The 24,449-nt window shown below is 34.1% G+C and carries 20 protein-coding genes; 9 read left to right on the top strand and 11 right to left on the bottom strand.

All coding sequences use genetic code 11. From position 1 onward, the window contains the following. Positions 1 to 9 precede the first annotated feature (9 nt). The 5 genes from Q1A01_RS00325 to Q1A01_RS00305 all read right to left on the bottom strand — a co-directional run bounded on the left by Q1A01_RS00325 (position 10) and on the right by Q1A01_RS00305 (position 4,194). A complete protein-coding gene (locus tag Q1A01_RS00325) occupies positions 10 to 501 on the bottom strand; it encodes a hypothetical protein (RefSeq protein WP_299674283.1) in 492 nt (163 codons plus the stop codon). Between the two features lie 46 nt (positions 502 to 547). Beyond that, on the bottom strand, positions 548 to 1,135 hold the full coding sequence (locus Q1A01_RS00320) for a tetratricopeptide repeat protein (RefSeq protein ID WP_299674280.1): 588 nt from the start codon (positions 1,133 to 1,135) through the stop codon (positions 548 to 550). Beyond that, positions 1,126 to 1,815, bottom strand: coding sequence for a peptide chain release factor H (prfH, locus tag Q1A01_RS00315; RefSeq protein ID WP_299674277.1), 690 nt, complete (start codon positions 1,813 to 1,815; stop codon positions 1,126 to 1,128). The genes Q1A01_RS00320 and prfH overlap by 10 nt, the downstream gene beginning before the upstream one ends. A gap of 313 nt (positions 1,816 to 2,128) precedes the next feature. Then, positions 2,129 to 3,520 (bottom strand): RtcB family protein, encoded by a 1,392-nt coding sequence (locus Q1A01_RS00310; protein ID WP_299674274.1) that lies wholly within the window; start codon positions 3,518 to 3,520, stop codon positions 2,129 to 2,131. Next, the gene (locus Q1A01_RS00305) at positions 3,505 to 4,194 is read right to left on the bottom strand and encodes a hypothetical protein (RefSeq protein WP_299674271.1); all 690 of its coding nucleotides are present in this window, start codon (positions 4,192 to 4,194) and stop codon (positions 3,505 to 3,507) included. Before Q1A01_RS00305 ends, Q1A01_RS00310 begins: the two co-directional genes overlap by 16 nt. Positions 4,195 to 5,394: 1,200 nt before the next feature. Here Q1A01_RS00305 and Q1A01_RS00300 point away from each other — a divergent pair. Continuing rightward, a complete protein-coding gene (locus tag Q1A01_RS00300) occupies positions 5,395 to 6,246 on the top strand; it encodes a hypothetical protein (protein ID WP_299674268.1) in 852 nt (283 codons plus the stop codon). A 4-nt stretch (positions 6,247 to 6,250) separates the two neighbouring features. Here the strand turns inward: Q1A01_RS00300 and Q1A01_RS00295 are convergent, their stop codons facing one another. The 3 genes from Q1A01_RS00295 to Q1A01_RS00285 form a co-directional block, all read right to left on the bottom strand. Further along, the gene (locus Q1A01_RS00295) at positions 6,251 to 7,243 is read right to left on the bottom strand and encodes a beta-1,3-glucanase family protein (RefSeq protein WP_299674265.1); all 993 of its coding nucleotides are present in this window, start codon (positions 7,241 to 7,243) and stop codon (positions 6,251 to 6,253) included. A 102-nt stretch (positions 7,244 to 7,345) separates the two neighbouring features. Further along, positions 7,346 to 8,443 carry a serine hydrolase domain-containing protein gene (locus Q1A01_RS00290; protein WP_299674263.1) on the bottom strand — a complete coding sequence of 366 codons (1,098 nt, stop codon included), beginning with the start codon at positions 8,441 to 8,443 and terminating at the stop codon, positions 7,346 to 7,348. 15 nt (positions 8,444 to 8,458) lie between these two features. After that, a complete protein-coding gene (locus tag Q1A01_RS00285) occupies positions 8,459 to 9,751 on the bottom strand; it encodes a serine hydrolase (protein WP_299674260.1) in 1,293 nt (430 codons plus the stop codon). Between the two features lie 210 nt (positions 9,752 to 9,961). Here Q1A01_RS00285 and Q1A01_RS00280 point away from each other — a divergent pair, with 210 nt between their 5' ends. The 6 genes from Q1A01_RS00280 to Q1A01_RS00255 all read left to right on the top strand — a co-directional run bounded on the left by Q1A01_RS00280 (position 9,962) and on the right by Q1A01_RS00255 (position 17,584). Beyond that, entirely contained in the window at positions 9,962 to 10,477 is a 516-nt protein-coding gene (locus Q1A01_RS00280; RefSeq protein WP_299674257.1) for a GTP cyclohydrolase, read from the top strand. 472 nt (positions 10,478 to 10,949) lie between these two features. After that, a complete protein-coding gene (locus tag Q1A01_RS00275) occupies positions 10,950 to 12,011 on the top strand; it encodes a sensor histidine kinase (RefSeq protein ID WP_299674254.1) in 1,062 nt (353 codons plus the stop codon). Next, a complete protein-coding gene (locus tag Q1A01_RS00270; protein WP_299674251.1) occupies positions 12,008 to 12,721 on the top strand; it encodes a LytTR family DNA-binding domain-containing protein in 714 nt (237 codons plus the stop codon). The genes Q1A01_RS00275 and Q1A01_RS00270 overlap by 4 nt, the downstream gene beginning before the upstream one ends. 310 nt (positions 12,722 to 13,031) lie before the next feature. Beyond that, positions 13,032 to 13,286: a peptide methionine sulfoxide reductase gene (locus Q1A01_RS00265; RefSeq protein ID WP_299674248.1), complete on the top strand. Its 255-nt coding sequence runs from the start codon at positions 13,032 to 13,034 to the stop codon at positions 13,284 to 13,286. A gap of 435 nt (positions 13,287 to 13,721) precedes the next feature. Next, complete coding sequence (locus Q1A01_RS00260) at positions 13,722 to 15,938, top strand: tetratricopeptide repeat protein (RefSeq protein ID WP_299674245.1); 2,217 nt, start codon at positions 13,722 to 13,724, stop codon at positions 15,936 to 15,938. A gap of 392 nt (positions 15,939 to 16,330) precedes the next feature. Continuing rightward, positions 16,331 to 17,584 (top strand): hypothetical protein, encoded by a 1,254-nt coding sequence (locus tag Q1A01_RS00255; RefSeq protein ID WP_299674242.1) that lies wholly within the window; start codon positions 16,331 to 16,333, stop codon positions 17,582 to 17,584. 143 nt (positions 17,585 to 17,727) lie between these two features. Here the strand turns inward: Q1A01_RS00255 and Q1A01_RS00250 are convergent, their stop codons facing one another. Beyond that, complete coding sequence (locus Q1A01_RS00250) at positions 17,728 to 19,065, bottom strand: TlpA disulfide reductase family protein (protein WP_299674239.1); 1,338 nt, start codon at positions 19,063 to 19,065, stop codon at positions 17,728 to 17,730. 414 nt (positions 19,066 to 19,479) lie between these two features. On the opposite strand from Q1A01_RS00250, the gene Q1A01_RS00245 reads away from it, so the two are divergent. Continuing rightward, a complete protein-coding gene (locus Q1A01_RS00245) occupies positions 19,480 to 19,944 on the top strand; it encodes a hypothetical protein (protein WP_299674236.1) in 465 nt (154 codons plus the stop codon). An 83-nt stretch (positions 19,945 to 20,027) separates the two neighbouring features. Further along, positions 20,028 to 21,782, top strand: a complete 1,755-nt coding sequence (locus Q1A01_RS00240; protein WP_299674233.1) for an FG-GAP-like repeat-containing protein — start codon at positions 20,028 to 20,030, stop codon at positions 21,780 to 21,782. Here the strand turns inward: Q1A01_RS00240 and Q1A01_RS00235 are convergent. Beyond that, positions 21,772 to 22,959 (bottom strand): M50 family metallopeptidase, encoded by a 1,188-nt coding sequence (locus Q1A01_RS00235; RefSeq protein WP_299674230.1) that lies wholly within the window; start codon positions 22,957 to 22,959, stop codon positions 21,772 to 21,774. The two genes, Q1A01_RS00240 and Q1A01_RS00235, sit on opposite strands and share 11 nt — an antisense overlap. Positions 22,960 to 22,969: 10 nt before the next feature. Continuing rightward, on the bottom strand, positions 22,970 to 24,412 hold the full coding sequence (locus Q1A01_RS00230; protein ID WP_299674227.1) for a DASS family sodium-coupled anion symporter: 1,443 nt from the start codon (positions 24,410 to 24,412) through the stop codon (positions 22,970 to 22,972). Positions 24,413 to 24,449 lie beyond the last annotated feature (37 nt).

Genomic DNA, 24,449 nt, shown 5'->3' with positions numbered 1-24,449 from the left:
ATGCTTATATTATTGCATCTGTTTTTCTTTCTTGTTTGTTATTCTACCTCCTTCTAATTGAATATCATTTAGATAATCATTGTTGTAGGTGTTCATTTTTGCCGTTTCGATGTGCTCTAATGCTATTTCGTATTCTTTTTTGTATTCAAAAAGCAATGCTTTTTTTAAATATAATTGACCCTTATCTATACCTTTTACAGTGAGTGCAAAATCAATGAGTTTTTGTGCCTCATCTAGATCTTCATTCCAAAGCAATACATCAATGTATTTTGGATAGACATAAATCGCTTGCATATCCTGTGCCAAAGCCCGTTGAAAATATTCTTTAGCCAGTTCATAATTCTTTATGTGATGCGCATAGACCTGTCCCATAAGACATAAAGCAATAGGATTTTCTTTATCATATGCTAAGGCATAGTCTATAGCTTCTACAGCTTCGCTCAGATTGTAATCATAGGTGTCTAACGCTTTACACAGGTATTTGTCTAATGTTTGATTCATGTCTTTTCTTTTTTTGCATAAAGCCTTCGTCTAGGGTGTTATGCGATTATTTCTTTTTCTTCTTTTTTGAAGAACTCTTCTTTTTCTTTTTGGAATTCTTCTTCTTGGAAGTTTTTTTCTTCTTCTTTTTCTTTGGAGCATCTAGTTTTCTTTTCTTTTTAATGCGTTTTATTTCATTATCTAGAAAGTCAAAATAATGCTCGTTATAGGTTTCTTTTTTTGCTTTTTTAAGTAATTGGATACTCTTTTTAAAGTCCTCTTTGCATTCATACATATATGAGGTAAGCCAAAATAATTGTGCCTCATCTTTTGTTTTTTGAGTGAGCCCAAAGTCAATTACTTTCTTAGCACGTTCTAACTCATTTGCCCAAATTAATAAACGGGCATAGGTGGTATATACCTCTGTATACTCAGGATTTGAAGCAATGATTTTATCAAAGCATGAAAACCCTTCTTCATAATTGCCTAAGTGTTCTGCTTGTATTTGACCTAATAAGCATAAGGAGGGTGCATGTGTTTCTTCATATGACAATGCATAGTTCAAAGATTCACACAACTGCTCCCAGTCACTACCAAAAAAACCCATAGATCCTGATGCCTTTAAATAGTATTGATCTGCTATTGTTAATCCCATGATTTCTTTTTTAAATCGTTTTTAAGTGACTGCCTTTTTGAGGCGTAACTTTTATTCTTTTTTTGGTGTTTAAAATCACTTCCTTCAAAAACACGTATGGGGTTTCCTCGTTCTATGTTAAGGTGTTGTTCCCAAGTAGCATTTGCTTGCTCTTTTAGTTGTTCCAGATGGTGTACTTGGAACTGATCTTTAAGACGTTGCAATGCTAGTTTTTTGTTTTGATGTTGTGATCTACTATCCATCGCGACACATTGTATTCCTGTAGGAATATGTGTAGCGCGTACTGCCGAATTTACTTTATTTACGTTTTGTCCTCCAGGTCCTGTACTACGCATGGCTTGATACTTGATATCTTTCTCATGAAATGATGTAGTTGCTAGTTGTGGTACTTCCTGTAATTTTATAAACCAATTTTTACGTTTGTGATAGGTTCTATACGGTGATTTTCCAATCCATTGTATGGTGCCTATCCATTCGGAAAGAAAGGTGTCTAAATTCTTTCCTGAAATACGTAGTATTACTGATTGTACAGCGGTGATGCCTGCTTGTTGTTTTTGTAATACAACATGATTACAATTGTGTGCTTTAAGTGCAGCGATAAACGCTTTTAATACTTTGGCAACGACCCAATTGCATTCGGCGGGGCCTCTTCCTGCTGTGATTTGTATAAGTGTGTCCATTGTTTCTAATTTTTTCTAACGATTCTTAGGTGTGCGTTAGGGATTGCCGTGTAAATCCCACAGGCACGCTTTGCGTGACGAGGAATTGAAACAGAAAGCCCGACGGCGTATTGCTTTGAAAGCAAGACGCCGTAACGCCCTATATGATATATATTTAAAATTCATAGTACTAAAACCAACTACAAAAAAGACGTTTCCCCTCCCTAAATGGAGGTCTTTTTTATAGTATCTTATGGGTCTAATTTTCGCACCTTTTAGGGATGGGGAAGCGAAAATGAGTACTACTTTTTTCCTAATATATCTTCCTAAAAATCTACTTGTCCATACGAACAATTTTTGGTGTAAAAGTGCCTACCACTTCTACGAGTTCTTGTTGATTTGCCATCACTTTTTTGATGTCTTTATACGCCATAGGTGCTTCATCTACACCTCCACCTATAAGTGTTACATCATGTGCGGCTAGCTCTTTCTTAATAGCACTTTGGGTAAATTTTTCCTTGCATTTACGACGTGAGTGCAAACGACCTGCTCCGTGTGAAGCCGATTGTAAACTGTCTGGATTTCCAAGACCTTTCACAATATATCCTGGTGCTGTCATTGATCCTGGGATGATGCCCAGTTCTCCTTTGGCAGCAGGTGTGGCTCCTTTACGATGCACGACACATTCCTTTCCATCTATCTGCTCTTTCCAAGCGAAATTGTGATGGTTAGCAATATTGGTTAAAGGACGTGCTCCTAACAGTTTGCTTATTCGAGCATGAATATTATCATGACATGCTTGTGCATAATCACCAGCAAGGTTCATGGCGATCCAATATTCTTGTCCGTCATGTGTATTTAAATCCAGCCAAGCTAGATGTTGCACATGTTTTGGTAACGGACATTGCTTTGTGGCGAGGTAGGTATAATGCTTTGCAATATTGGCTCCTAATCCTCGTGAACCGCTATGTGATAATAAACTCAAGTACTCGCCTGGTGCTAAATCCCATTCATTATTTGGATCTGTAATTTGTACACTTCCAAATTCTACAAAGTGATTCCCGCCTCCAGAAGTTCCTAGTTGCTTATAGGCTTTGTCTTTAAGCCTTTTTACTAAAGGAATATCCTTGAATGCGTGATGACTAAAAACCTCATGGTCATGTTTGTTTTTATGTGTTTCATACATCCCAAATTTGGTATGCTCTGAAAGGATATTGACCAGTTGATGTTTCTTTCCTTTGAGGTATGATATTTTAATAGGATAGAGTGTTAAACTCATACGACATCCTATGTCTACACCTACTCCATAAGGAATCACCGCATTGTCTGTAGCAAGTACACCGCCTATAGGTAAACCATATCCGCTATGGGCGTCTGGCATTAAAGCGCCAGCGACAGCTACAGGTAATTTAAGCGCATCATATAATTGGTATTTTGCTTGATCGTCTATCTCGTTTTCTCCATAAACCATATGAGGAACTCTTGTAGTTCGTAGTGTTTGTTTTTTTACTACTACAGGATCTGTAAGACTCTCTGCTATTTTACCCCATACACCATCACCTATATATTCCTCTGGATTTGCTAGTACCAAAGCTGCTTGTTGCAATACTTGTTCTTTTTTAAGTCGTTTATGATATCTGTTAATTTGACCTAAAGTGATATTGATGCTATTATTTTTTGGAAAGCCTAATTTGATTAGATCTTTTCCACTTAATTTTTTTCCCATGATAATTCTTCATTAATAATGTCTTGAATCTCATATTTCTTTAATCTTTGTAATCCGAGTTTGACTTCAGATTTCTTAATTCTTGTATTTGGGTAATCCCATTTTGAGTTCCAAGGGTATAATTTTTGTTCTGTTTCATAATATCCATTGCGCATAAGGAGTCCGCTCAAGAATGAATATTCCTGTTCTAATAATGGATCTATATTACGTCTATGAGTAATGTAAGCGCGCGTAAACTTAATACGGTATGTACCTTTAGGTAGTTTTACGTAAAAGCGTGTTTTAGTTTTATGCTTGTACTGGTAAAATTTAAAAGGCACACAAATGGCTTTTGCCTTGTCACTTAATTTATTAAATTGACGTTTACTTAACGTAGGGATGTCCTTTACAATAAGATGCTCAGAGATTCTTGTGTTCCATCTTCTAGCAGCTTCTTCTTTGGTTCTTCCCCAGGCGTATTTTTCTAGAACATCTATGACTTCTAGCATAGCGTTCTGATGTTTGTAACGTCCTATTTTTTTTGTGACGACAAATTCTTTATACCATCCGTGTCGTATGGGAACTTCTAATTTTCTATGCCCTAGAGTTCGTAACTCTTTAGATATTTCCCATTGTCGTTTCCAGATACGGCGTACTTCTTTTAATCGCTGGCATTTGATATGTGCCGGTTTCATAAATCAGTGTATTTCGTTGATACTTTTTTGATTTTCGATTCCGGAATATGCCTGGCAATCCTAGAATCTTATGGAATAAGGTGTTTAAGTTTCATAAGAGTTAATTTTAAATTAGTAATAGTTTCTGGGAAATGTTACTCTGTAATGCGCTTAAAGTGATCTTTGAATTTAGATCCCGCTCTTCAGCGGGATTAGTTCAACTTACAACATTGCTCGTCTTACAGACTTCTCACTATTGAGTTTCACTAAAAAGGCATAAAAAAAGCCCGAAACGTTTTTTGTACTTCGGACCTCAGAGTATTGCTTTGTAATAAAGCTATACGGTGTAGAAGTCTCGAAGGGGATATCCTGTAGCGTTTACGTTTTTTAGGATATCATATGTGTTTTTGTTTTTAAACATATATACTTCGATTATGATACTATTTATAAATTGAAATGGTTGTATTAAAATGCCCTTCTTTACTTTCTGTTTCATTATAAAAAGAAACCGTAGCTATGGCTATGCTTGATTTTTCTAATTCACATAAAGGAAAAGAATCATCATTTTAATTTTACATCAATCTCAACTCATAAATAGTAATTGATTAAACAATTCGTTTTTGTTACAATTGCGATGCAAAGATGAAATCCTTTTTTGAATTGTGCAAATAAAATTTGAATTTATTTTATTGATTATCAGGTATTTATGATAATTTTTAAGCAAAGAATTCCCTGTTCGCTTTCGCGAAAATACATACAGGACTACAACTTTTTGATTTCCTTTGTTTTAACTCTAATCATAGAAAAACAGCGGAAGCAGAAACTTTTTTGAGATAGGTTATTATTTTTTTAGAATGTTGTTTAAAAAAACAATGTATTTACCATTTAAACCAAAAAAAGCGTCCATTGTGATGGACGCTTTTTTGTTATATCTCTTAAAGTTTTCTACCTAAAAATTGGTTTCCTAACCCCAAAAATGGCGTCCGTGATATGTACGTGAAATAAACTCATAGGTTACTTTATATTTTAAATTTTCAGGTGCAAATATGAGGAATAATTTTTAATTATAATTTTGATGCTTTTAAATAAGTAGTTTTTTGAAGTCCAGGAGTATACGAAACACCTCTTTTTTTACTAGGTAATTTTATGATACAAAGCGTATTAGAAAGTTTTGTTCTTTTTTAAGTACATTTATGTAACTAACCATCAAAATATAGGGGTATGTTTTTACGTAGTACATTGTTCATCATTATTTTAATTTTTCAATTACACGCAAATGCACAAGAACAAGTCTCATTAGATGATTTTGGAGTCTCATTTACCGTACCTGCGGGTTGGACGGGAGATATTCAAGGAGAGTATGTGGTATTAGGTCATACCACCATTCCAGGGATGATGATTTTATCAGATAATCCTATTCGAACGATTGAAACTGTTGTCTCCAACGCACAACAAGGAATCCAAGAAGATGGATTTAATCTTACGGCAGATGGGGCTTTTAAAAAAGTAAACGCTAAAAGAGTCGAAGGATATTATAAAGGCACCTATGATTATAGTACAAAAGTAAAAGCCTATGCGATTGGTCTTATAGATGGTCAAGGAAAAGGAATGAGTATCTTGATTCTTACGGAGACCAACGCTTTTTCTCAAGATCATGTGAGTGCTGCCAATCAATTAGCCACTTCTGTAAACTTTTTTAAACCGAAAGCATCTAAAGTTACTAAAGAATGGGAACAACGATTGGTAGGGCAAAAACTTACGTATCAAAAAACGGGTGACGGGCCTGACGGGGGAAGCGTAAAGCGTGTTATTAACTTATGTACTAATGGTACGTTTACGTTTTATTTTAATGCACATGCTTCTTTTGATGTTGCTGAAGGATTTGGGTATGCCAATAGCAATGAAGATAGCCGTGGCCGATACACCATCTATTCTGTGCATAATGATTCTTATCTGACTTTACAGTTTGAAAACGGTAAAGAGTTAGAATATAAACTCACTCTAGATCCAGAAGAATATCCTGTGTTGAATAACACAAAGTTTATTCCGCTGGATGCTGAAGGCTGTGAGTAATATGTTAACTTGTTTTATCATCATCCAGAATGGTAAGTTTTAAATTGGATGCGTTAGTAACAGGTACTTTAATTAATGTTTTGAGATTCAAATCCGAAAAGGGATATCCATACGAATCAGATCCTTCATGAATTGCTTTTGCGTATGCATTTCCATGACCACTTGCAAAAGGAGTCATCGTTGGAAATAAAGAACTATCGTTTTTTCCTGTTGCAGAGAAGTATCCTTCATTGATGCCTACCATAACATCTCTATATACAGCAGCGCAGGTATCATTAGGACTCATAGCATTTCTTTTTTTACCATTATACACACAATCACCATTACTTAAATAGATGGTTTTGTTTGTTAAATCGACAGCAGGAATTTCGAAAGTGAGTTTTGGAGACGCAGAGACTAATGAGATACTTCCATCCGTTTTAAAGCTTCCTGTAAAATTATATTTTAAAGGACTTGCAGGTAAACTCTTTATAGTGAGTGATTTTCCTTTTAATGTTTTTAAATAGGCATCATACGACGGTTGATTTGCAAAAAGCACATTAGCGCCTACTACTTTTGTATTCCCTTTTCCATTTTTACGTTGTACAGCAGTTCCATTCGTTCCTCCTAGTGCAGTTGCAATATCTTTAACAATTGTATTGTGTGATTTTGAGTATCCTAACTTGTGAGAGCCTAATGTCATCGCCATAGGAACACCAAATACATCTACAGATGAGAGATCCGTCCAAAGGACATTGTCTGTTCCTAAAGTAAGTTCTATATACCCATAATAATTGTTTGAAGTAGGCACTGGATTTGCAGGTAGTTTAGCATAATACGATATGTATAAACGACCACTATCAATCATGGTAACATCAAAAGAATTCTTTGTTAAGGAAGATAAAGCCGTTGGTGTTCCAATAGTGATTCCTGATCCTTTAAAATTATCTCCCGTTAGCATAAGAAAGATATCGCCAGCATTTGTAACTGCAGATGTGTTTGTGATTGTGATTTTCATGAAAGTAGATTTTTGAGTTGGTTAAAAATATACTTCTGTTGGTGAAAAAAGTAACGTACTTCTACGGGATTTTAATTGTTATACTGCCTTTAATAGTTATACTTAATGAATCATCAATGATGTGATTTCGTATACGATCTCTTGCCTAAAATCTTCATTGTAATCACAATTTGCAAGAAGAACAATTCCAATCCCTTGCTCTGGAATCATGAGTAAAAAACTTCTAAAACCTTTATCGCCCCCATAATGGCCTATTGCTTTTTTTGAATGAACATCATATAATTGAAAACCAAGACCTATATATGGATACGGTTCAAATGAAGGTAAGATCATATTTTGATACCTTGTATTTGAAGGATCTTTTAAATCTCTCAAAAAAGAAATCATCCATAGACTTAAATCGGTTACAGAAGAATTTAATGTACTACTAGGTGCATGTTCTCGAGTATACGGATAGTTTTTTCTAATATATGTTTTGTTAAACCAACTTTTAGAGTGAGGAGCAGTGCGTACATAATCAGGAATATTATAATATCTAAAATCACTATGAGGCATTCCAATTGTATTCAGAATTTCTTTTTGGACATAATCTTCAAAAGATTGATTTGTTACCTTTTCAATGACATACCCTAGAATGTTATATCCCAAATTGCTATATGCGTATGTGGTAGAAGGACTCTGTTCACCCTCTAAATCTAATGATAGTAGATATTTCTTAAGACTATCATCAGATTGGTTATCATTACCCCAATTGTAATTAGAAATATCACCTAAACCAGAGGTGTGATTTAATAACTGTCGTATAGTAATTGTATTCACATTTTTATTCTGAGATCTCAATTCAGGAGCAATGCTTATAAGTCTATCATCTAGAGATAAGCATCCTTTTTGTTCAAGATCTACAATAGCAATGGCCGTAAATAACTTACTAATAGATGCTGTGTGGAATACTGTATTTTCTGTGACAGGCTTTCTCGTATAAATACTTCGTACACCATAGCCTTTTTGATATGTCATAGTATCTTGAGAAACAATTCCAATAGCAAGCCCCGGAATATCATATTGCTTCATTTTTTTAGATACTATAGCATCTATAGTTGTTTGTAATTGTTGTGTTTGAGATGACTGACTATAAAGTGTTCCATTCATTAATAAAAGAACTATAGTAATCAATACGGGGAAATTAGGATGGATGTTCATAGTACTAAGATGTTTTTACATATGTTCTTGAATCTCTTTATAAAGCAACTTTTCATCCTTTTCAATAGTTTTCAAGAAAGCATTGGCAATTTTATATACCTTGTTTGAAAAGGTCCAGAAGTCATCTACATTGGTATTGATAGACGCATCAATGACAAGATCGTAATTTGGAAATAGCACTAAAAAATTCTGAGACCCTTTGCTCACGCCACCATGATGTACCATCCATACCGGAGTTTCGCCGTCTAAAAGATCAGGGTTTTCAAACTCTAAATACGATCGCCATCCTAATGCATATAATTGCTCATTAATTTCACCTGTATTTAACTTCATAGGCGTCCAAAATGTACGCTTTGTTTCATGACTTAAGAATGTATCATCGGTGAGATAGGCATTCCCCATTTTGACAAGATCTGTAGGTGTTGAGATAAAACCACCACCGGCCCATTTGTAACTTAAATTGATATCATATACCTGTTCAAAATTTCGATACTCTCGATAGTACCCATCTTCTGTGTCATAAAAGGTGGCAAAATGCTCGGTATTCGATCTATTATGATCTCCATATGTATCGCTCATTCCTAAGGGTTGAAATACGCTTGTATTCATATAGTCTAAAAATGGCGTGCTCACCGCTTGTTCTAAGACAACACTTGCTAGGTTAATATCAAAGGTTGAATACGCAAAGGCAGTACCTGGTTCAAAAATTAAGTCATACTCATCAAATACTTTTAATCCTTCAGAAGCGGTTTTAAATTCATGGCAATTACAAACGGTATATTTGCCAGAAGCAACACCAAAATCTGTATAATGCCCAACGCCAGCGGTATGACTGAGAAGTTGTTGCATGCTAAAATCCCATTCTTTTTTTGTCCAATTCGTAATCGTATCCCCAATAATGGCATCCAGTTGTATTTTATGAGCATCTACTGCAAGAGCAACACCTGTGGTGGTGACAGCTTTTGAAGTACTTCCAATACGGTATTGTGTTTTAGGAGTAGCAGCGATTCCTGCCTCCATATCTTGATAGCCTACAGCAGCCGACCAAACCACTTCGCCTTTGTGTCCTACAGCTATCGAAAAAGAGGGCAATTCTTTTTGTTTTCCTATCGTATCGAGATGCTTCATAGCTTCTTGAATTTGTTTTCTATATGTTGGGTTACTTATGGTTGTAGTGATGGGTGCGCTTTCGCGAAAGCGTGTAAACGTAGAAAAATAATAGATATTCCAGAGTACTACTAAGGCGAATAAAACGCATACTGTTCTCCAAAAACGACGTCCTAGTTTATTGAGTTTGAATTTTTTCATTGCTGTTTGTTATTTAAATTGATAGGTCAAAGATGCTCTAAAGCAGTAGGCATATTTTAGAAAATAGACCAATCGGGTGTTGCAAGAAATAGAAACCCTTTAAGCGTAGATAAATAAATTAGTCTTCAGCAATCGCTTTTTAGTCGACGATAGATCTGATTTAGTCGAATAGCTGTAATTTTATACCGAATAAAAAATACTTTTGAAGCAATGATTGTACAATTAGCCGAAGGAACCATAAAAACCAAGTATGGAACCTACAGAGAAATCCTTTTTTATGACGGTATTAAGGAATCACACGCATTGGTAATGGGAGATGTAAAAGATGGAGAAGAGGTATTGTGTCGCGTACATTCTTCCTGCATTTTTGCACACCATTTTAACAGTGTAGAATGTGATTGTAGAGAGCAAATGGAAATCTCACAACAATTGATAGAACGCGCAGGAAAAGGAATTGTGATTTGGCTAGAACAAGAAGGAAAAGGCAACGGACATTATGCGCTATTGAATACCTTACCGTTAAAAAAAGAAGGAATGCCTCAAGCCGAAGCTTATGAAGCCGTAGGTTTTCAAAAGGACAATCGTGATTTTTCAGCGGCAGCAAAAATTTTAAAACAATTGGAAGTAAAATCCATTACCATGATTACAGGAAATCAAAAGAAAACAGAAACCCTCACACGCCACGGAATTACAGTTTCGGGGATACAACCTACGGTGTTGGATTGATAGTTTGAATTGGATGTAAAAATAAGTAGAGTAATATTTAGTATAAATAATAAGCATATAGTGATTGTTCATTTTCTTTGCTTGTCCAAAGAAAACGAACCAAAAGAAAAGGCACTTTTTCTTAGGTATTTTTCGCTTTTAGCGAAAATCGTAAAAAGTTCTCTAAATTTTTTCCAAGGTTTCAAAAATTTTTAACGACAACTTTTTACTATACTGAAGAAAAAGAAAGCTGAAAAAGACAAAAATAGTTATAGTGTGATGATCCTATGGCTCTCGAAAGATTGTCGTAAAATGTGAAGTGAAGATTCCGTAGAATTTCGGACTGTTTGAGCGTAGCGAGTTTCTGAAATTCAGGAATTGAACAATACATTTAGACAAGGTTTCGTAAGGCTAGACTTTCCTGCCTGCCGGCAGGCAGGTTTGTTTCTTTTTTTGGCAATGAAAAAAAGAAAAGAATATATAAAAACTCATTTTGAAAACTAAAAAACCACTTATAGACCACATTATATTCTGGGGAGTATTACTCTTCAGTTTTGCGTTTATTCAGTTTTTCCAAGACGGCAATAAACAACCTTTATATGCAATATTCATCCAGAATTTAAAACACCTTCCTGGATATTTACTTACGGCATATATTTTTAATTATGTGTTATTGCAATATTACTATAAAAAAAGTAAGTACATACTGTTTTTTGTGCTTTCTGTGCTGCTTTTTTATATTGCAAGCGCTTTAGATAGAGTGTTTACAGTGTATGTATATGAGACACTTTTTAGAGAACCTCCATTTGAGAGAGAGTCCATTGTACAGATTTTTAGTGACTGGAAATTTTTAATAGACGGATATTTACTTCCCTTATTAATGGCCACATTTGCCATGACCATCGATCGTATTATTGTCCAGAAGAATAAAAACGAAAAAGCATTACTGCAATTAGAACGGGATAAGAATAAAGCAGAACTTGGTGCTTTAAAAGCACAGATTCATCCGCATTTTTTATTCAATACGCTTAATAATTTATATGCACTTACGCTTCAGAAATCAGATAAAGCACCAGAAACAGTAGCAACCCTTTCGGCGATGCTCGATTATATGTTATATCAATGTAATGATAAATTAGTGCCTCTCGAGAAGGAAGTGACCTTATTAGAAAATTATATAGCACTAGAACGCTTGCGGTATGGGGATGATATTGAAATTGTTTTCGCGAAAGCGGTGCAAACGGAAGTAGAAGTAGTACCCCTTATTTTATTATCGATTGTAGAAAATGCTTTTAAACATGGAGCGAGTGGAAGTACAGGCATTCCAGAAATTCATATTGATTTACAACAAAAAGGATCTTACATATACTTTACCGTTAAAAACACAAAAGAGATCACGCAACAATCGGATGAAACAGCGTATACAAAAGGTATTGGTGTCTCTAATGTCAAGAAACAATTAGGATTAGTCTATGAAGAGTATTCCTATGAAGTGACTGATGAAAATGGATGGTATTGTGTAGCTTTACAAATAAATACAGAACACATACGATGATTAGGTGTATAGTAGTAGATGACGAACCTTTAGCACGCTCTTTACTAGAGCAGCATATTGCTGATGTTCCTTTTTTAGAACATAAAGGATCGTTTAAAAACGCCTTGCTGGCGTCTCAATTTTTGGCAACAAACCAAGTAGATGTCTTATTTTTAGATATCCAAATGCCTAAATTGACAGGCATTGATTTTCTAAAATCATTATCCCATCGACCGACAGTTATTTTTACGACTGCGTATCGGGAATATGCCGTTGAGAGTTATGAATTACAAGCGCATGATTATTTATTAAAACCCATCACCTTTGAACGCTTTTTTACGGCTGTAAGTAGGTTAAAAGTTACTACGCCTACAATTCCATCAACCATAGAAACAACGTCTCAAGAAACACATACAGCATCTGCACATATCTTTGTGCAAATGAATAAAAAGTATGTCAAAGTGATATTGCAACATGTTCAATATGTAGAAAGTATTAAAGATTATCTAAAAATTCATACTACGACAGAGACACTGGTGATTAAAGAACGGATTAGTCATTTTATAGAGCAACTTCCAGGAGATCAATTTTTACGAGTACACCGATCGTATATTGTAAATCGTGATCATATTACAGCATTTACACAACAAGATATTGAGATTGGACGTTTAGAAATCCCCATCGGAGGGAAGTATAAAGAACATGTGATTGGGATTTTGAAAGCTCAGTAAGGCCCTTTAATCTCCTAATGGAGGATCCTTCCTTTTCCTCATTTCCCCTCATTCCCGTTTCTCCCAGAGGGAGAAAGGCTTTGTTTTTTGTATTAAAGTATCTTTAGGATAGACCAATAGTCATCTCGATGAAAGGAGAAATCACATGATCTGAGTTTTAGCATCTAAAGCATCTATCTAACTCAAGATAAAAAGTGCAGTATACCTTCAACTAAGGCTATACATGTCATGCTGAGCTTGTCGAAGTGTTCAGTTCTAGATATAAATTGAGAAGTTTATTTTTGTTATCATATATAGAAAAGACCATTGCTTGAAAGATTCTTTACTTCATATCATAGACACAATTCCTGAAGGGTATAGTACCGTACTTTTTGAAAACAAAAAATACGGTTTAACTAAAACGACATTTACCAATGGGAAGTCCTATAAAATCTATGCCGAAGAATTGCAAGGCACGGATTTTATAAGTTTGAATTACTATCTCACTAGCGCTTCTGAATTATTAAAACCTTGCGAAATGCCTGCGGAGAAAGTGACTCAGTTTTTGAGGGAGATGGTAATTTGAACTCGCTCATTTCAATACAATTTCTCATGCTTCGAAATCACTCAATCAACTTACTAAGATATTTCTACTCATAGATCATTGAGTGATTTGCTAGAAGCAAATTGTATCGAAATGACCGGCTCTATCATTTTCAAATAGAGTAACATTCTAAAATAGAGCAATACTCTATTTTTGTAATTCTTGATTCAATATCTAGATGTTGTCATATCCTACTAACAAAAAGCTCCTCCTCTTGGAGAGGGGAGGTGGCTGTGTCGAGGTACGAGATACAGACGGAGGGGAGCGGCTCATTTGTAGCACAAATCCCTCATTCCCGTTTCTCTCATAGGGAGAAAAGCTGTTTAGTAGGAACCATACGACTTCCCGTGACAAAAATCCTTTTCTAATGACTAATATAGCTGTATATTAATGCTTTATAAATTTCACTGATCATCTATGATTGAACCATTATCTTCTTTTGCCATTAGTATAGCTGCGGGTGTTGCGTTAGAAATCTATCCAGCTATGAAGAACTTTCGTAAACAAGGTATAGATAAACAAATCAAGCTAGCTTTTAATACTGCATTGAAAGATTGGTCTCTAAATAAAGATGTACGTACGCAAAAAGAACGTGAACTTAAATCACTGTTACAATCACATATTGAAGAAAGAGATATTCTGACTACAAAGATTGTGAATAAAGAAACTCTTGATTTTCTAAAGCATTTTGAAAAACGGTTAGCTGAACACACACAAGCCTATGATTATTTAAAAGCTATTATTGACAAACAACGCCATGATGCGATTATTTTAGAGCTTTCTACTATAAAAGAGCAGCCTTCTGAAATTCAAGAAGAGATAAAAAAAGGGAATATAGATGCCAGAGATGTAGGTGATTGGTTAGATAAAATTGATTTTGAAGAGGGAAAAGAAAAGGTAGAAGCTATACTACAAAATTGGTATTCTGAAAGAGCGATTGATTCAGAGTTGAAAGAAGTTTTATTGTTAGCTGTAAAAAAGATTTTTGAGAGGACTGATGAATTAACCCAAGAAATTAAAGAATTAAAATCTCAAGGAGATACGTATTTAGCTGGTGTTTTAGAACAAATCAAAAAGGCTATTGAACAAAGAAAACCAGATGCATTGACAGCTATTTACGATGCATACCTTCAAAAAGAGAAAGAAAAAAGAGTTCAGTTATTACAAGAACTGATTGATTCTGCGACTGCGCTATTTGCATATGAAGAAGCAAAACAATTCTACAGTGATTTAATTGAATTAGAGCCCTCTGCTAAGAACTATTTTAAATTTGCATACTTTTTAACAGATTTTCATTTTTATGATGAATCCATAATAGAATTTAAGAAAGCACTTAAATTATATAAAAAATATAGTGAGGAATTCCCAAGTAAGTATTTACCTATAATTGCCATTACAGTACATTGTATTGCAAATTTACATGCTCAAAGAAAAGAAGATGTATTGGCATTAAAGAACTATAAAAAAGTTGTAGAAATATATAAAGACCTTTCAAGCGTTAATAGCGATCTATATATAGATAAAGTTATTGGAGCATTAAGTAATTTAGCGAACTTTTATGTGAATAAGAATAACTATTCTATAGCGATAACAATATACGAAGAGGGATTACAAATATGTAAGACTTCATCCATTGAAAACTCTGAAAGTGCTATTTTAATGTTAGCGAATTTAGCTAATGTATATTGGAGGATAGAAAATCGTTACTTAGCTTTAAAGAGTTATGAAAAAGCATTAAAAATTAATAAAAAACTAACTAAAGATAACCCTAGTATATATCTGTCTGATCTTAAATCTTCTATACTAAATAATATAGGGCTTTTATATGCAGAAAAAAATGAATATTCTTTAGGATTAAAAAAATGCTTAAAAGCATTGAAAATACGTAGAGAATTAGTAGAAGAAAATCCAAATAGATATTTACCCTATTTAGCTAGGCAATTGAAGAGATTAGCTGATCTATATTTTAATAATGATAATTATTCTTCAGCATTAATTTTATATTTAGAGATTTTAGAGATATACAGAGGTTTAGCTAAAAAAAACCCTCGCAGATATTTAGGATTTGTCGCATATTCATTAAGCGATTTAGCTACCATATATAAAAATAATGAACAGCAACTTGCAATAGATAAATATGAGAAAGCATTAGATATACTGAGAGGTTTAGTTAATCAAGGATTTAGAATTTATCTACCTAAAATCGCTGATGTTGTGTTTGAACTAGCTGTTTTATATTCAGAGAAAAATGAAAATTATTTGACATTAGAGTATTATAAAGAATCATTAGGTATATATAGAAAGTTATCTATTGAAAACACTCAAAAGTATAGATATAGTATTGCTATGATATTACACAATATGATTTATATATATGATAGTATAGATGAATCTGGATTAGCTATAGAAAAATATGAAGAATCTGTAATAGTATTCAAAAATCTAGCTCAAGAATCTTCAGAGACTTATGATGTTACATACAGTAAAATTTTAATAATTGGCGCATATTTATCTGAAAAAAATAATAAGAATTTAAATATAGCTAAAGAACTCTTACTAAAATATCCTGATGTGCCTCAAGCGCAGCAATTTTTACAATGGATAGATGATCTTGAGAAAGATAAATCCCCCTAACCCCCGAAGAGTGACTTCGATACAATTTCTCATACTTCGAAATCACTCAGTCATCTTGCTGTAGTATTTCTATTCTTAGGTCATTGAGTGATTCGCTGGAAGCGAATTGTATCGAAATGACCGGCTCTATCATTTTCAAATAGAGTAACACTCTAACGTTACAATAGTATTCTATTTCTAGTGCGCAAATTATGTGATTTCTCCCCTCCGTCTGTCTCTCGTGCCTCGATACATCCACCTCCCCTCGCCGAGGGGAGGAGCTTTTTATTTTTTAAAATTAAAGCCTTTCTCCCTCTGGGAGAAACGGGAATGAGGGCTCATAAAACGTATACGATTTTTCAAAAACTGTAACACTTTTCATTAGAGAGACTCTTTAGTGAAAACAAATCAACATGCGTCTATTTTTAATTTTCCTTTTTACAGTTACCACATTTCAAATACAAGCACAGTCTAAACCCGCTTATTTAAAAACACATCGTTATGATGTACGAGATACTTCATTTTCATTCCCAGAGACAGACTTTAAAATTATAGGTTTTGGTGCCTACCATGGAAGTGTAAAAACTGAAGAAGTTTCTTTAAACTTACTGAAAGCTTTAACCAAAGAAGGAAAGATAGAATATTACTTCCCAGAAACAGATTATAGCACGGCACACTATTTCAATACCTATCTTAAAACAGGTGATGAAACCTTGTTGAAAGATCTTGTCTATCATTCAGGTGTGACCGTTCCGCAAGAACGTACCATAGAAGTCTATAAAATGTGGAAGGAATTAAAAGTATTGAATGATGCACTACCTAAAGAAAATCAAATTACGGTTATAGGCATTGATATTATTATGACGTATGGTTATTCTGTAAAACATATCCTATCCTTATTGAAAGAAGAAGGGCATGCATTTCCTGCTGTTAAAGCATTAAAAAAAGTAATGGAAAACCCTGATACTGATTTTGTATCCTATTACGATAGTCCTGGTAAACTAGCAGTAAAAGCATTTGTTACTGACGTAGATGCACAACCAGAAGTCTATCATAAGGTTATTAAAGATCACAAAGTTTTTAATCATATCCTTAGCAATATCCGAACTACATTAGGTGTATTTACAGGAAAACGAGAAGCAACTATTTTTAATAATTACATAGCATTAAATGAGGTATATGATTTTAAAGAAAACCCTCAATATATGCGTATCGGTTTTGCACATCTAGAAAAAGAAAGAGAAGGGAAAAACGCTTCATTTTTTACACAGTTGATAGAGAAAAATATATATAAAAGAGAAGAAGTTATTGCGGTGATAGGCTATTTAACCCAAAGTGAAGTGCTGTGGGATCAGCTATATGATGAAAAAGGAAACTATACAGGATACACTAAAGAAGCTGGATTTGGGATAGGTGATTATGAAGATGAATATTTTAGAGGGATCCAACATTTGAAGGATGCAAAGATTTCTGATATGACCTTATTTCAACTCAACGATATAGGGACACCATATAGTAATAATGAACCTGATTTGATTGAGGTCATTATGAAATCAGAACCATCTAATGGGAACCTGGTTGCTGGAAAATCAACAACAGCTTTTTTAGACTATGCGATTCTGATTTCTGATTCAGAAGCGAGTGTGCCTATAGAAGAAATGGAATAATGATGTATGTGATTTAACGCTTCTTGCTCTCTACGGTTGTGAACCTGCCTACCGGTCTTACAAGTTCGCTTTCGCGAAAGCTATGATAGCCTTTCTCTCTCTGGGAGAAACGGGAATAAGGGAAATGGGTTAGGAGGCTTCCTCTACTCAAAAAACGAAGCCAATTCTTCTTCGCATTGTACAGTAGAAGGTTTTTTAGCGTTGGCATTTACAATATTTCCATCGGGGTCAATAATGATAAATCGTGGGATAGAGGTGATAGCAAAAGCTTCAATAAAGTCAGATTCAAAGGAGTTGTCTGCGTATAACTGTACGCCGCCCAATTCTTTTTTCTTGACAACGTCTTTCCATTTGTTATAGGCATTTTCTCGATCTACAGAAATACTTACAAACGTAATATTCTTGTCTTTAAAAGTTTCTTCCAGTTCTTTAATGGCGGGTATTTGTTGTATACAAGGCGCACACCAAGTCGCCCAAACATCTATAAATACATAATCACCTTTAAAATCGGATAGGGAATATGTTTTACCGTCTATACCTTCATAACTAAAACTCGGAGCGGGTTTTCCTTTTGCCGTTTTATTAATGGCAATGAGTTTTTCTTTGGCAGCATTTATAAATCCTTCACTGGTGGTATTAGATCGAATCATTGCAAAATAATCCTTAGCCTTTTTGGGATAGGTAGACATGCTATAGTAAAAACCCTGTAGCAATTCTATTTTAATAGGGATGGTTTGTACTTCATTAAAAATGGCTTGCATGGCTGCTTGATCCTCTGCTTTTTGAATATCATTCTTCCATTTTGAAGAGACTAAATAGCGATAATAAGGTTGAGTGTTAAACAGGGTTTCATTATCATAATCTACGTTGGCTAAATCAGTGTAATAAGAAGCATCTAGCGTTACTTTTTTGCCAAAGTAAAACTCTTGCATTCTAGGGTAATTATAGACCGCATATAATTGTTCGTAATGTAAAGCAGTGGTTTCATCTTCTAAGAAAAAGGGTTCTAGCGTTTCTTCTTTTTGTAAAGATTTAATTTGGGTTTGTAATGCATTTTGTCTTTTGAAAAACGCTTCTGGGGTACCGTCATAAAAAGCAGCAATGTCTTTACGAGCCGTATCGTCAAGTCTGTTCTTATTGGCGAGGTAATTATTTCTTTTGGCGCCTGTTCCTGTAAATTGTATAGACGTTTGATATTGCTCTCCATCAAAACTCACGGCAAGTTTATCATTGGTATCTAGGTAGATATCTGTTACCTCACTACCATGTCTTAAGAGGTAAAAACCTCTTGTGATTTTAGCTTTGATTTTAAAGGTGCCTTTCTCAATAGTAGCCTTAGAAATGGGGCGATCATCAAGATTATTTAGTGTTACCGTTTCACTAGTTGGATTGACAACATTCCCTGTGATATAGATTGTTTTTGTTTGTGCTTGCAGAGTGATAGAAATCAGTGATATAAAGAGAACTACAAATCGTAACATAGTGTATTTTATTTTAAAAATGAAGATACACATACATACGCTTTCGCGAAAGCGAATTCAGAAAAGAATCATAAAATCAAGGGTTGATATTTAAAATGATAAAAAAAGATATTTTACACGCAACCAAAATAGCATCTCTGTATCTACATAATAAACCCACCTTATGAAATATATCATATATATACCTATATATTTATTTCTCTGTTTGTGTTTTATTGTCCTTCAGATGATGACAACACCTTCTCGATAGATCATCTCTATGAGAATATCCATTATAGTTGTGAAGAACTATATATATACAGAAAGTAAAAATAACTGCATATACAGCGTACATAATTTGATGTTGTATTTAGTGTTATGGTCGCTTTTTACGCAACCAAAACCTGAAAAAGTAGTCTTGAAAATTAACTTTTTATGAAACGGTTCTCTCTTTTTATAATAGTGTCTATATTGTTATTCTCTTGCAATAGTGATGATTCAGAAACAATATGTAATCCTACACTAGTCATAGAAAGCATCTTATTTATAGAATTAGTAAATACAGAAGGTGAAAATCTTATTGAAAATGGTATTTATAATCCAGATGATATTACAATAGGTTTTAATGGAAATATATTTACAGGTGTTGTGTTTACTGGAGTTCAAGGAGTTGAAAACGTAATCGTTTTAAATGTTTTTGGAGAAGAGGGCGATAATACTTTTGACATCAATCTTTCCGATACGGAGACAGATACGTTGATACTAAATATTTCAAAAGAAGAGATTAGTGATCCATGTATTCAATTAGTTATTACAGTAAATGAGGTGATTTATAATGGTGAATCTAAAGAACTTCAGGATTTTGAAGGAGGTTTTTTGATTACAGTTGTAAAAGAATAACAAGACTAGATGAAGTAACAATTGTAGAAATCTGTTATTACAAAACAATGATTATATTTATAGAGTAATCAATCATAGGTCTCGTGAAAAATAGAATTCATATATCCTGTCTGTTATTTATTTTTTCATTTTCAATTACCAGTGCACAAGTTTTTTTTAATGAGCAGAGTCAGACATTGGGTCTTACAGGTAGTTCTTGGGGTGAAGATGGAAATGAGAATTTCGGAGGTGGGATTTCTTTTTTTGATTTTGACGATGATGGTTGGGATGATTTGACAGTATCTTCTAATGAAGGATTACCCATACGCTTTTATAAAAATAATAACGGAACCTTTGAGCTTTTGAATATACCAGGTATTAATGATGACCTTTTTGAAACCAAATCAGTACAATGGGTAGATATTGATAATGATGGGGATTATGATTTTTTTGCAAGTAGTAATCAAGTTACTGGAGATAGTAGACTCTATGAAAATCAAGGGGATCTTACCTTTGTAAATATTACAGTCGCTGCAGGGTTATCTAATCCAGGGCACCAATCTTTTGGAGCATCATGGGGAGATTATAACAAAGATGGTTTTTTAGATCTGTTTTTGGTATCGCGATTTTTTGATACTGATACGCAGTTTAACAAGCTCTATAAAAATAACGGAGATAATACTTTTACAGATGTTTCTGTAGAGGCGCAACTTATCCAAGAAAACAGCCTGTCGTTTTGTAGTGCATGGATAGATTATGATAAAGACGGTTGGCAAGATATTTATATCTCTAACGATAAAATTCAGAATGAAAATATATTGTATCATAACAATCAGGACGGTACGTTTACTAATGTTGCAGAAGCTGCCAACGCCAATGTTGCTATAGATGCGATGTCTACCACAATTGGAGATTATAATAACGATGGCTGGTTAGATATTTATATCGCCAATACACAAACAGGAAATGCCTTTTTGAAAAATAATGGTGACGGAACTTTTACAGATGTTGCTCCTAATAATGGAACTTTATTTGAATCTGTAGCGTGGAGTTCTGTGTTCTTAGATGCAGATCATGATAAAGATCTAGATTTATATGTAAGCGCGAGTGTTACCAATGTAGACTCAGTACAATTAAGCGCTGCGTTCTATCAAAATAATGGAGATGGATTATATACCATACCAAACAATGCTGGTTTTGATGATGATATTGCGATTAGTTATGGAAATGCGATTGGTGATGTAGATAATGATGGGAAGTATGATATTGCTGTGTTGAATTGTTTGCCAGAAGATGTTTTTTTATGGAAAAACGAATCTGAAAATGATCATAATTGGATTAAGGTTAAATTGGAGGGTACAGAAAGTAATCGACAGGGGATAGGAGCTCTTATTGAACTATCTTATAATGATGAAAAGCAATATAATTACGTGCTTTGTGGGGAAGGATATTTAAGTCAAAATTCATCATATGAGTTTTTTGGAATAGGGGATGATACAGCAATAGATTTTATAACAATCTATTGGCCGAGTGGGATTGAAGATGTGGTTACAAATCCGCAAATTAATACGACACTTACTGTCATAGAAGGAGATCCTCAACTTGGACTTGAAGAGATACATCAAGAAAAAGTTGCTGTGTTTCCTAACCCAAGTACTTCAATACTACACATTTCAGGTATGAACAACTACGTAAATGGCGCTTTACAAATCATAGATATGTCGGGTAGGGTTGTGCAAACCATTCTAATTACTGATGCAAATATGATATTAGATATTGCCTCACTTACTAAAGGGATGTATATGCTGCAAATGCGTTATGGAGAAGTAACAACACACAAGAAAATACTTAAGATGTAATCTTTTCTTGTAATCGATCATAAAGCATTTTTTCATCAATATCTAATAGGTGTATATTCTTTTTTACAAACGCACTGTATTTTTTTGATTTCTTATATTCCCCTAGTTTTAAAAATGCAACTTCTAAATACATGGCTGCAGAAAGTGTATGATTATTAGGGTATTTAAAATCTACTTCTTCTATAAGAAACTCTTTTCCTTTTTTAAAATTACCTTTTTCTATAAGTACAGATCCTCTAGTTGCTTTTATATTTTTTTCTTGGTAATTAGATTTATGTGCGATATCTGAATATGTGTCAGCTTCTTCTATTTTACTAAGAAGCAGGTAATTCCAAGCAAGACCATTATAAATATAGCTTTTATAATGACTAGATGCATTCTCATCTATAGGAAGAAATGTTTCCATAAGGGATGTTGACTTTTCAAAATCACCTAACTTGAGATATGCGATACTTAGATTAATATTTATGAGATCTATATCATCTACTTTATGTTTATAATTTTCATAAAGAGTGATCGCTTTTTTATATTCTTTTTCTTCCATGCAGTCATATGCATCTAAAAGTTCATTAATATAAATAAGATTGAGTAAGTCTTCTTTTTTATAAGATGGAATTTTTAGTATTGAAAGACCATCTGAAGTTATTTTTAATCCATTGTATGTAGATCTGTATGGGATAAGTGCTATAACTCCTACAAAAAGATTAGCAATTCCAAATGCAGATATAGGATAGATAGCGCTTGATAGATCAATATGAAAACCAAATAAGAAATAGAGACAACCAGCTATAATAAAATTTACTATGAATCCTCCTGAATAAAAGAGCAGTAATTTTAAACGAATATGCTTAAGGTTGTCAAAAGCAGTATAGGCAAGTCCAGAATTAAAGTCTGAGTGTAACACTATTTTGATTCCTGCGATTGTAGTCTGGACTATTTTATGTTTTTTACCAAGGACCATTCTTCTAGGTGTACCTCCAACGAGTTTGGCGAAAAGTAAATGTCCTATTTCATGTAAAAGAATAGCAAACTTTACACTAATGATTATTAGTAAAACATTTCCTATGATTTTTGCAAGATGAATATATTCTCCTCCTACACTTATTAATATGATAGCAAAAATTAATGCAATCCAATATCTAATGGGAATAAATGCTAAGAGTACCTGTCTAATCATTTTCTTATTTTTAAAACAACAACGGTACGATCCAATAGGCAATCGCAAAAAGTAATCCTACAGAAATTAAATTGAGTACAATTCCTATACGTGCCATTTGACTTACTCGTACATGACCACTAGCAAAAACAATGGCATTAGGAGGTGTTGCCATAGGAAGCATAAAGGCACAACTTGAGGCTAGGGTTACAGGAATGACCATTTGTAAAATAGGGACATCCATACCAAGAGCAATTCCAACAACCAGAGGAATGAGAATGGTAACCAAGGCAACATTACTCATCAATTCTGTCATAAATAACATTAAAAAGATCAGTACAGCAGTAACGACCCACATACTCCAGTCGGTTTGACCAGAAATATAATCACCTATCATCGCAATAAATCCAGCATCTTTTAGACCAGATGCTAGGGCAAGACCACCACCAAATAAAATTAGAATTCCCCAAGGCAAACGAGAAGTGTCCTTCCAATCTAAAGGAAATGTTCCTTTTGTAATATCTAGAGGTACAATAAACATAGCAAGTGCAGCAATCACGCTTATGGTGGTGTCGGTAAGTGTGATATTGGGTAATAAGGTGTTGAGATAACTACGGAGCATCCATGCAATGGCAGTACATAAGAAAATGATTAATACAATCTTTTCTCCACGGCTCATAGGGCCTAATTTTTTGAGTTCGTTTTGAATAATAGCACCTGAACCACCTATATTCCCAAGTCGGTTAGGAAAGAAAATACGCGTGATACAGAAATAGGTAATGGCTAACATCAAAATAGCAAAAGGAACACCCATTTTCATCCATTGAAAAAAGCCTATATCAATATTGTAACTATCATTTAAAAAAGCAAGCATCACCGAGTTGGGAGGTGTCCCAATTAAGGTAGACATTCCTCCAATATTTGCAGCAAAAGCTATTCCTAACATAATAGAAAGTGCAAAATTCTTATCGTTTTTGGTAAAGCCATCAGCATCATTCATCAGTAATTGAATCACAGAAACTGCAATAGGAAGCATGACCACCGTACTGGCAGTATTAGAAATCCACATGCTCATTAGGGCTGTGGCAATCATAAACCCTAAGACAATTCCATTGGCCTTGGTGCCAGTAATCTTAAGAATAGAAAGCGCAATGCGTTTATGTAATTGTACTTTTTCTAAGGCGAGAGCAATCACAAAACCTCCAAAAAATAAATACACAATAGGATTTGCATAGTTGCTCGCAACACTTTTAATATCACCTATTCCTAATAAGGGAAATAAAGCAAGAGGGATTAGCGCCGTTACAGAAATAGAAACAGCCTCAGTGATCCACCATACAATCATCCAAGCGGCAATAGCTATGACCCGATCTATCGCGGGGTCTATAATATCAAAGGGTATTACTAAAATTAGAATACACAATATAGGCCCCGATAAAAACCCTATTTTTTTAGAAATTGGAAATGTGCTCATTGGGATTAAAGCTACGGAAAAAGATTCCGCTTGTCAA

The organism is uncultured Dokdonia sp. (assembly GCF_947492815.1).
Lineage (GTDB): Bacteria > Bacteroidota > Bacteroidia > Flavobacteriales > Flavobacteriaceae > Dokdonia.
This window is presented reverse-complemented; position numbering and strand designations above follow the sequence as displayed.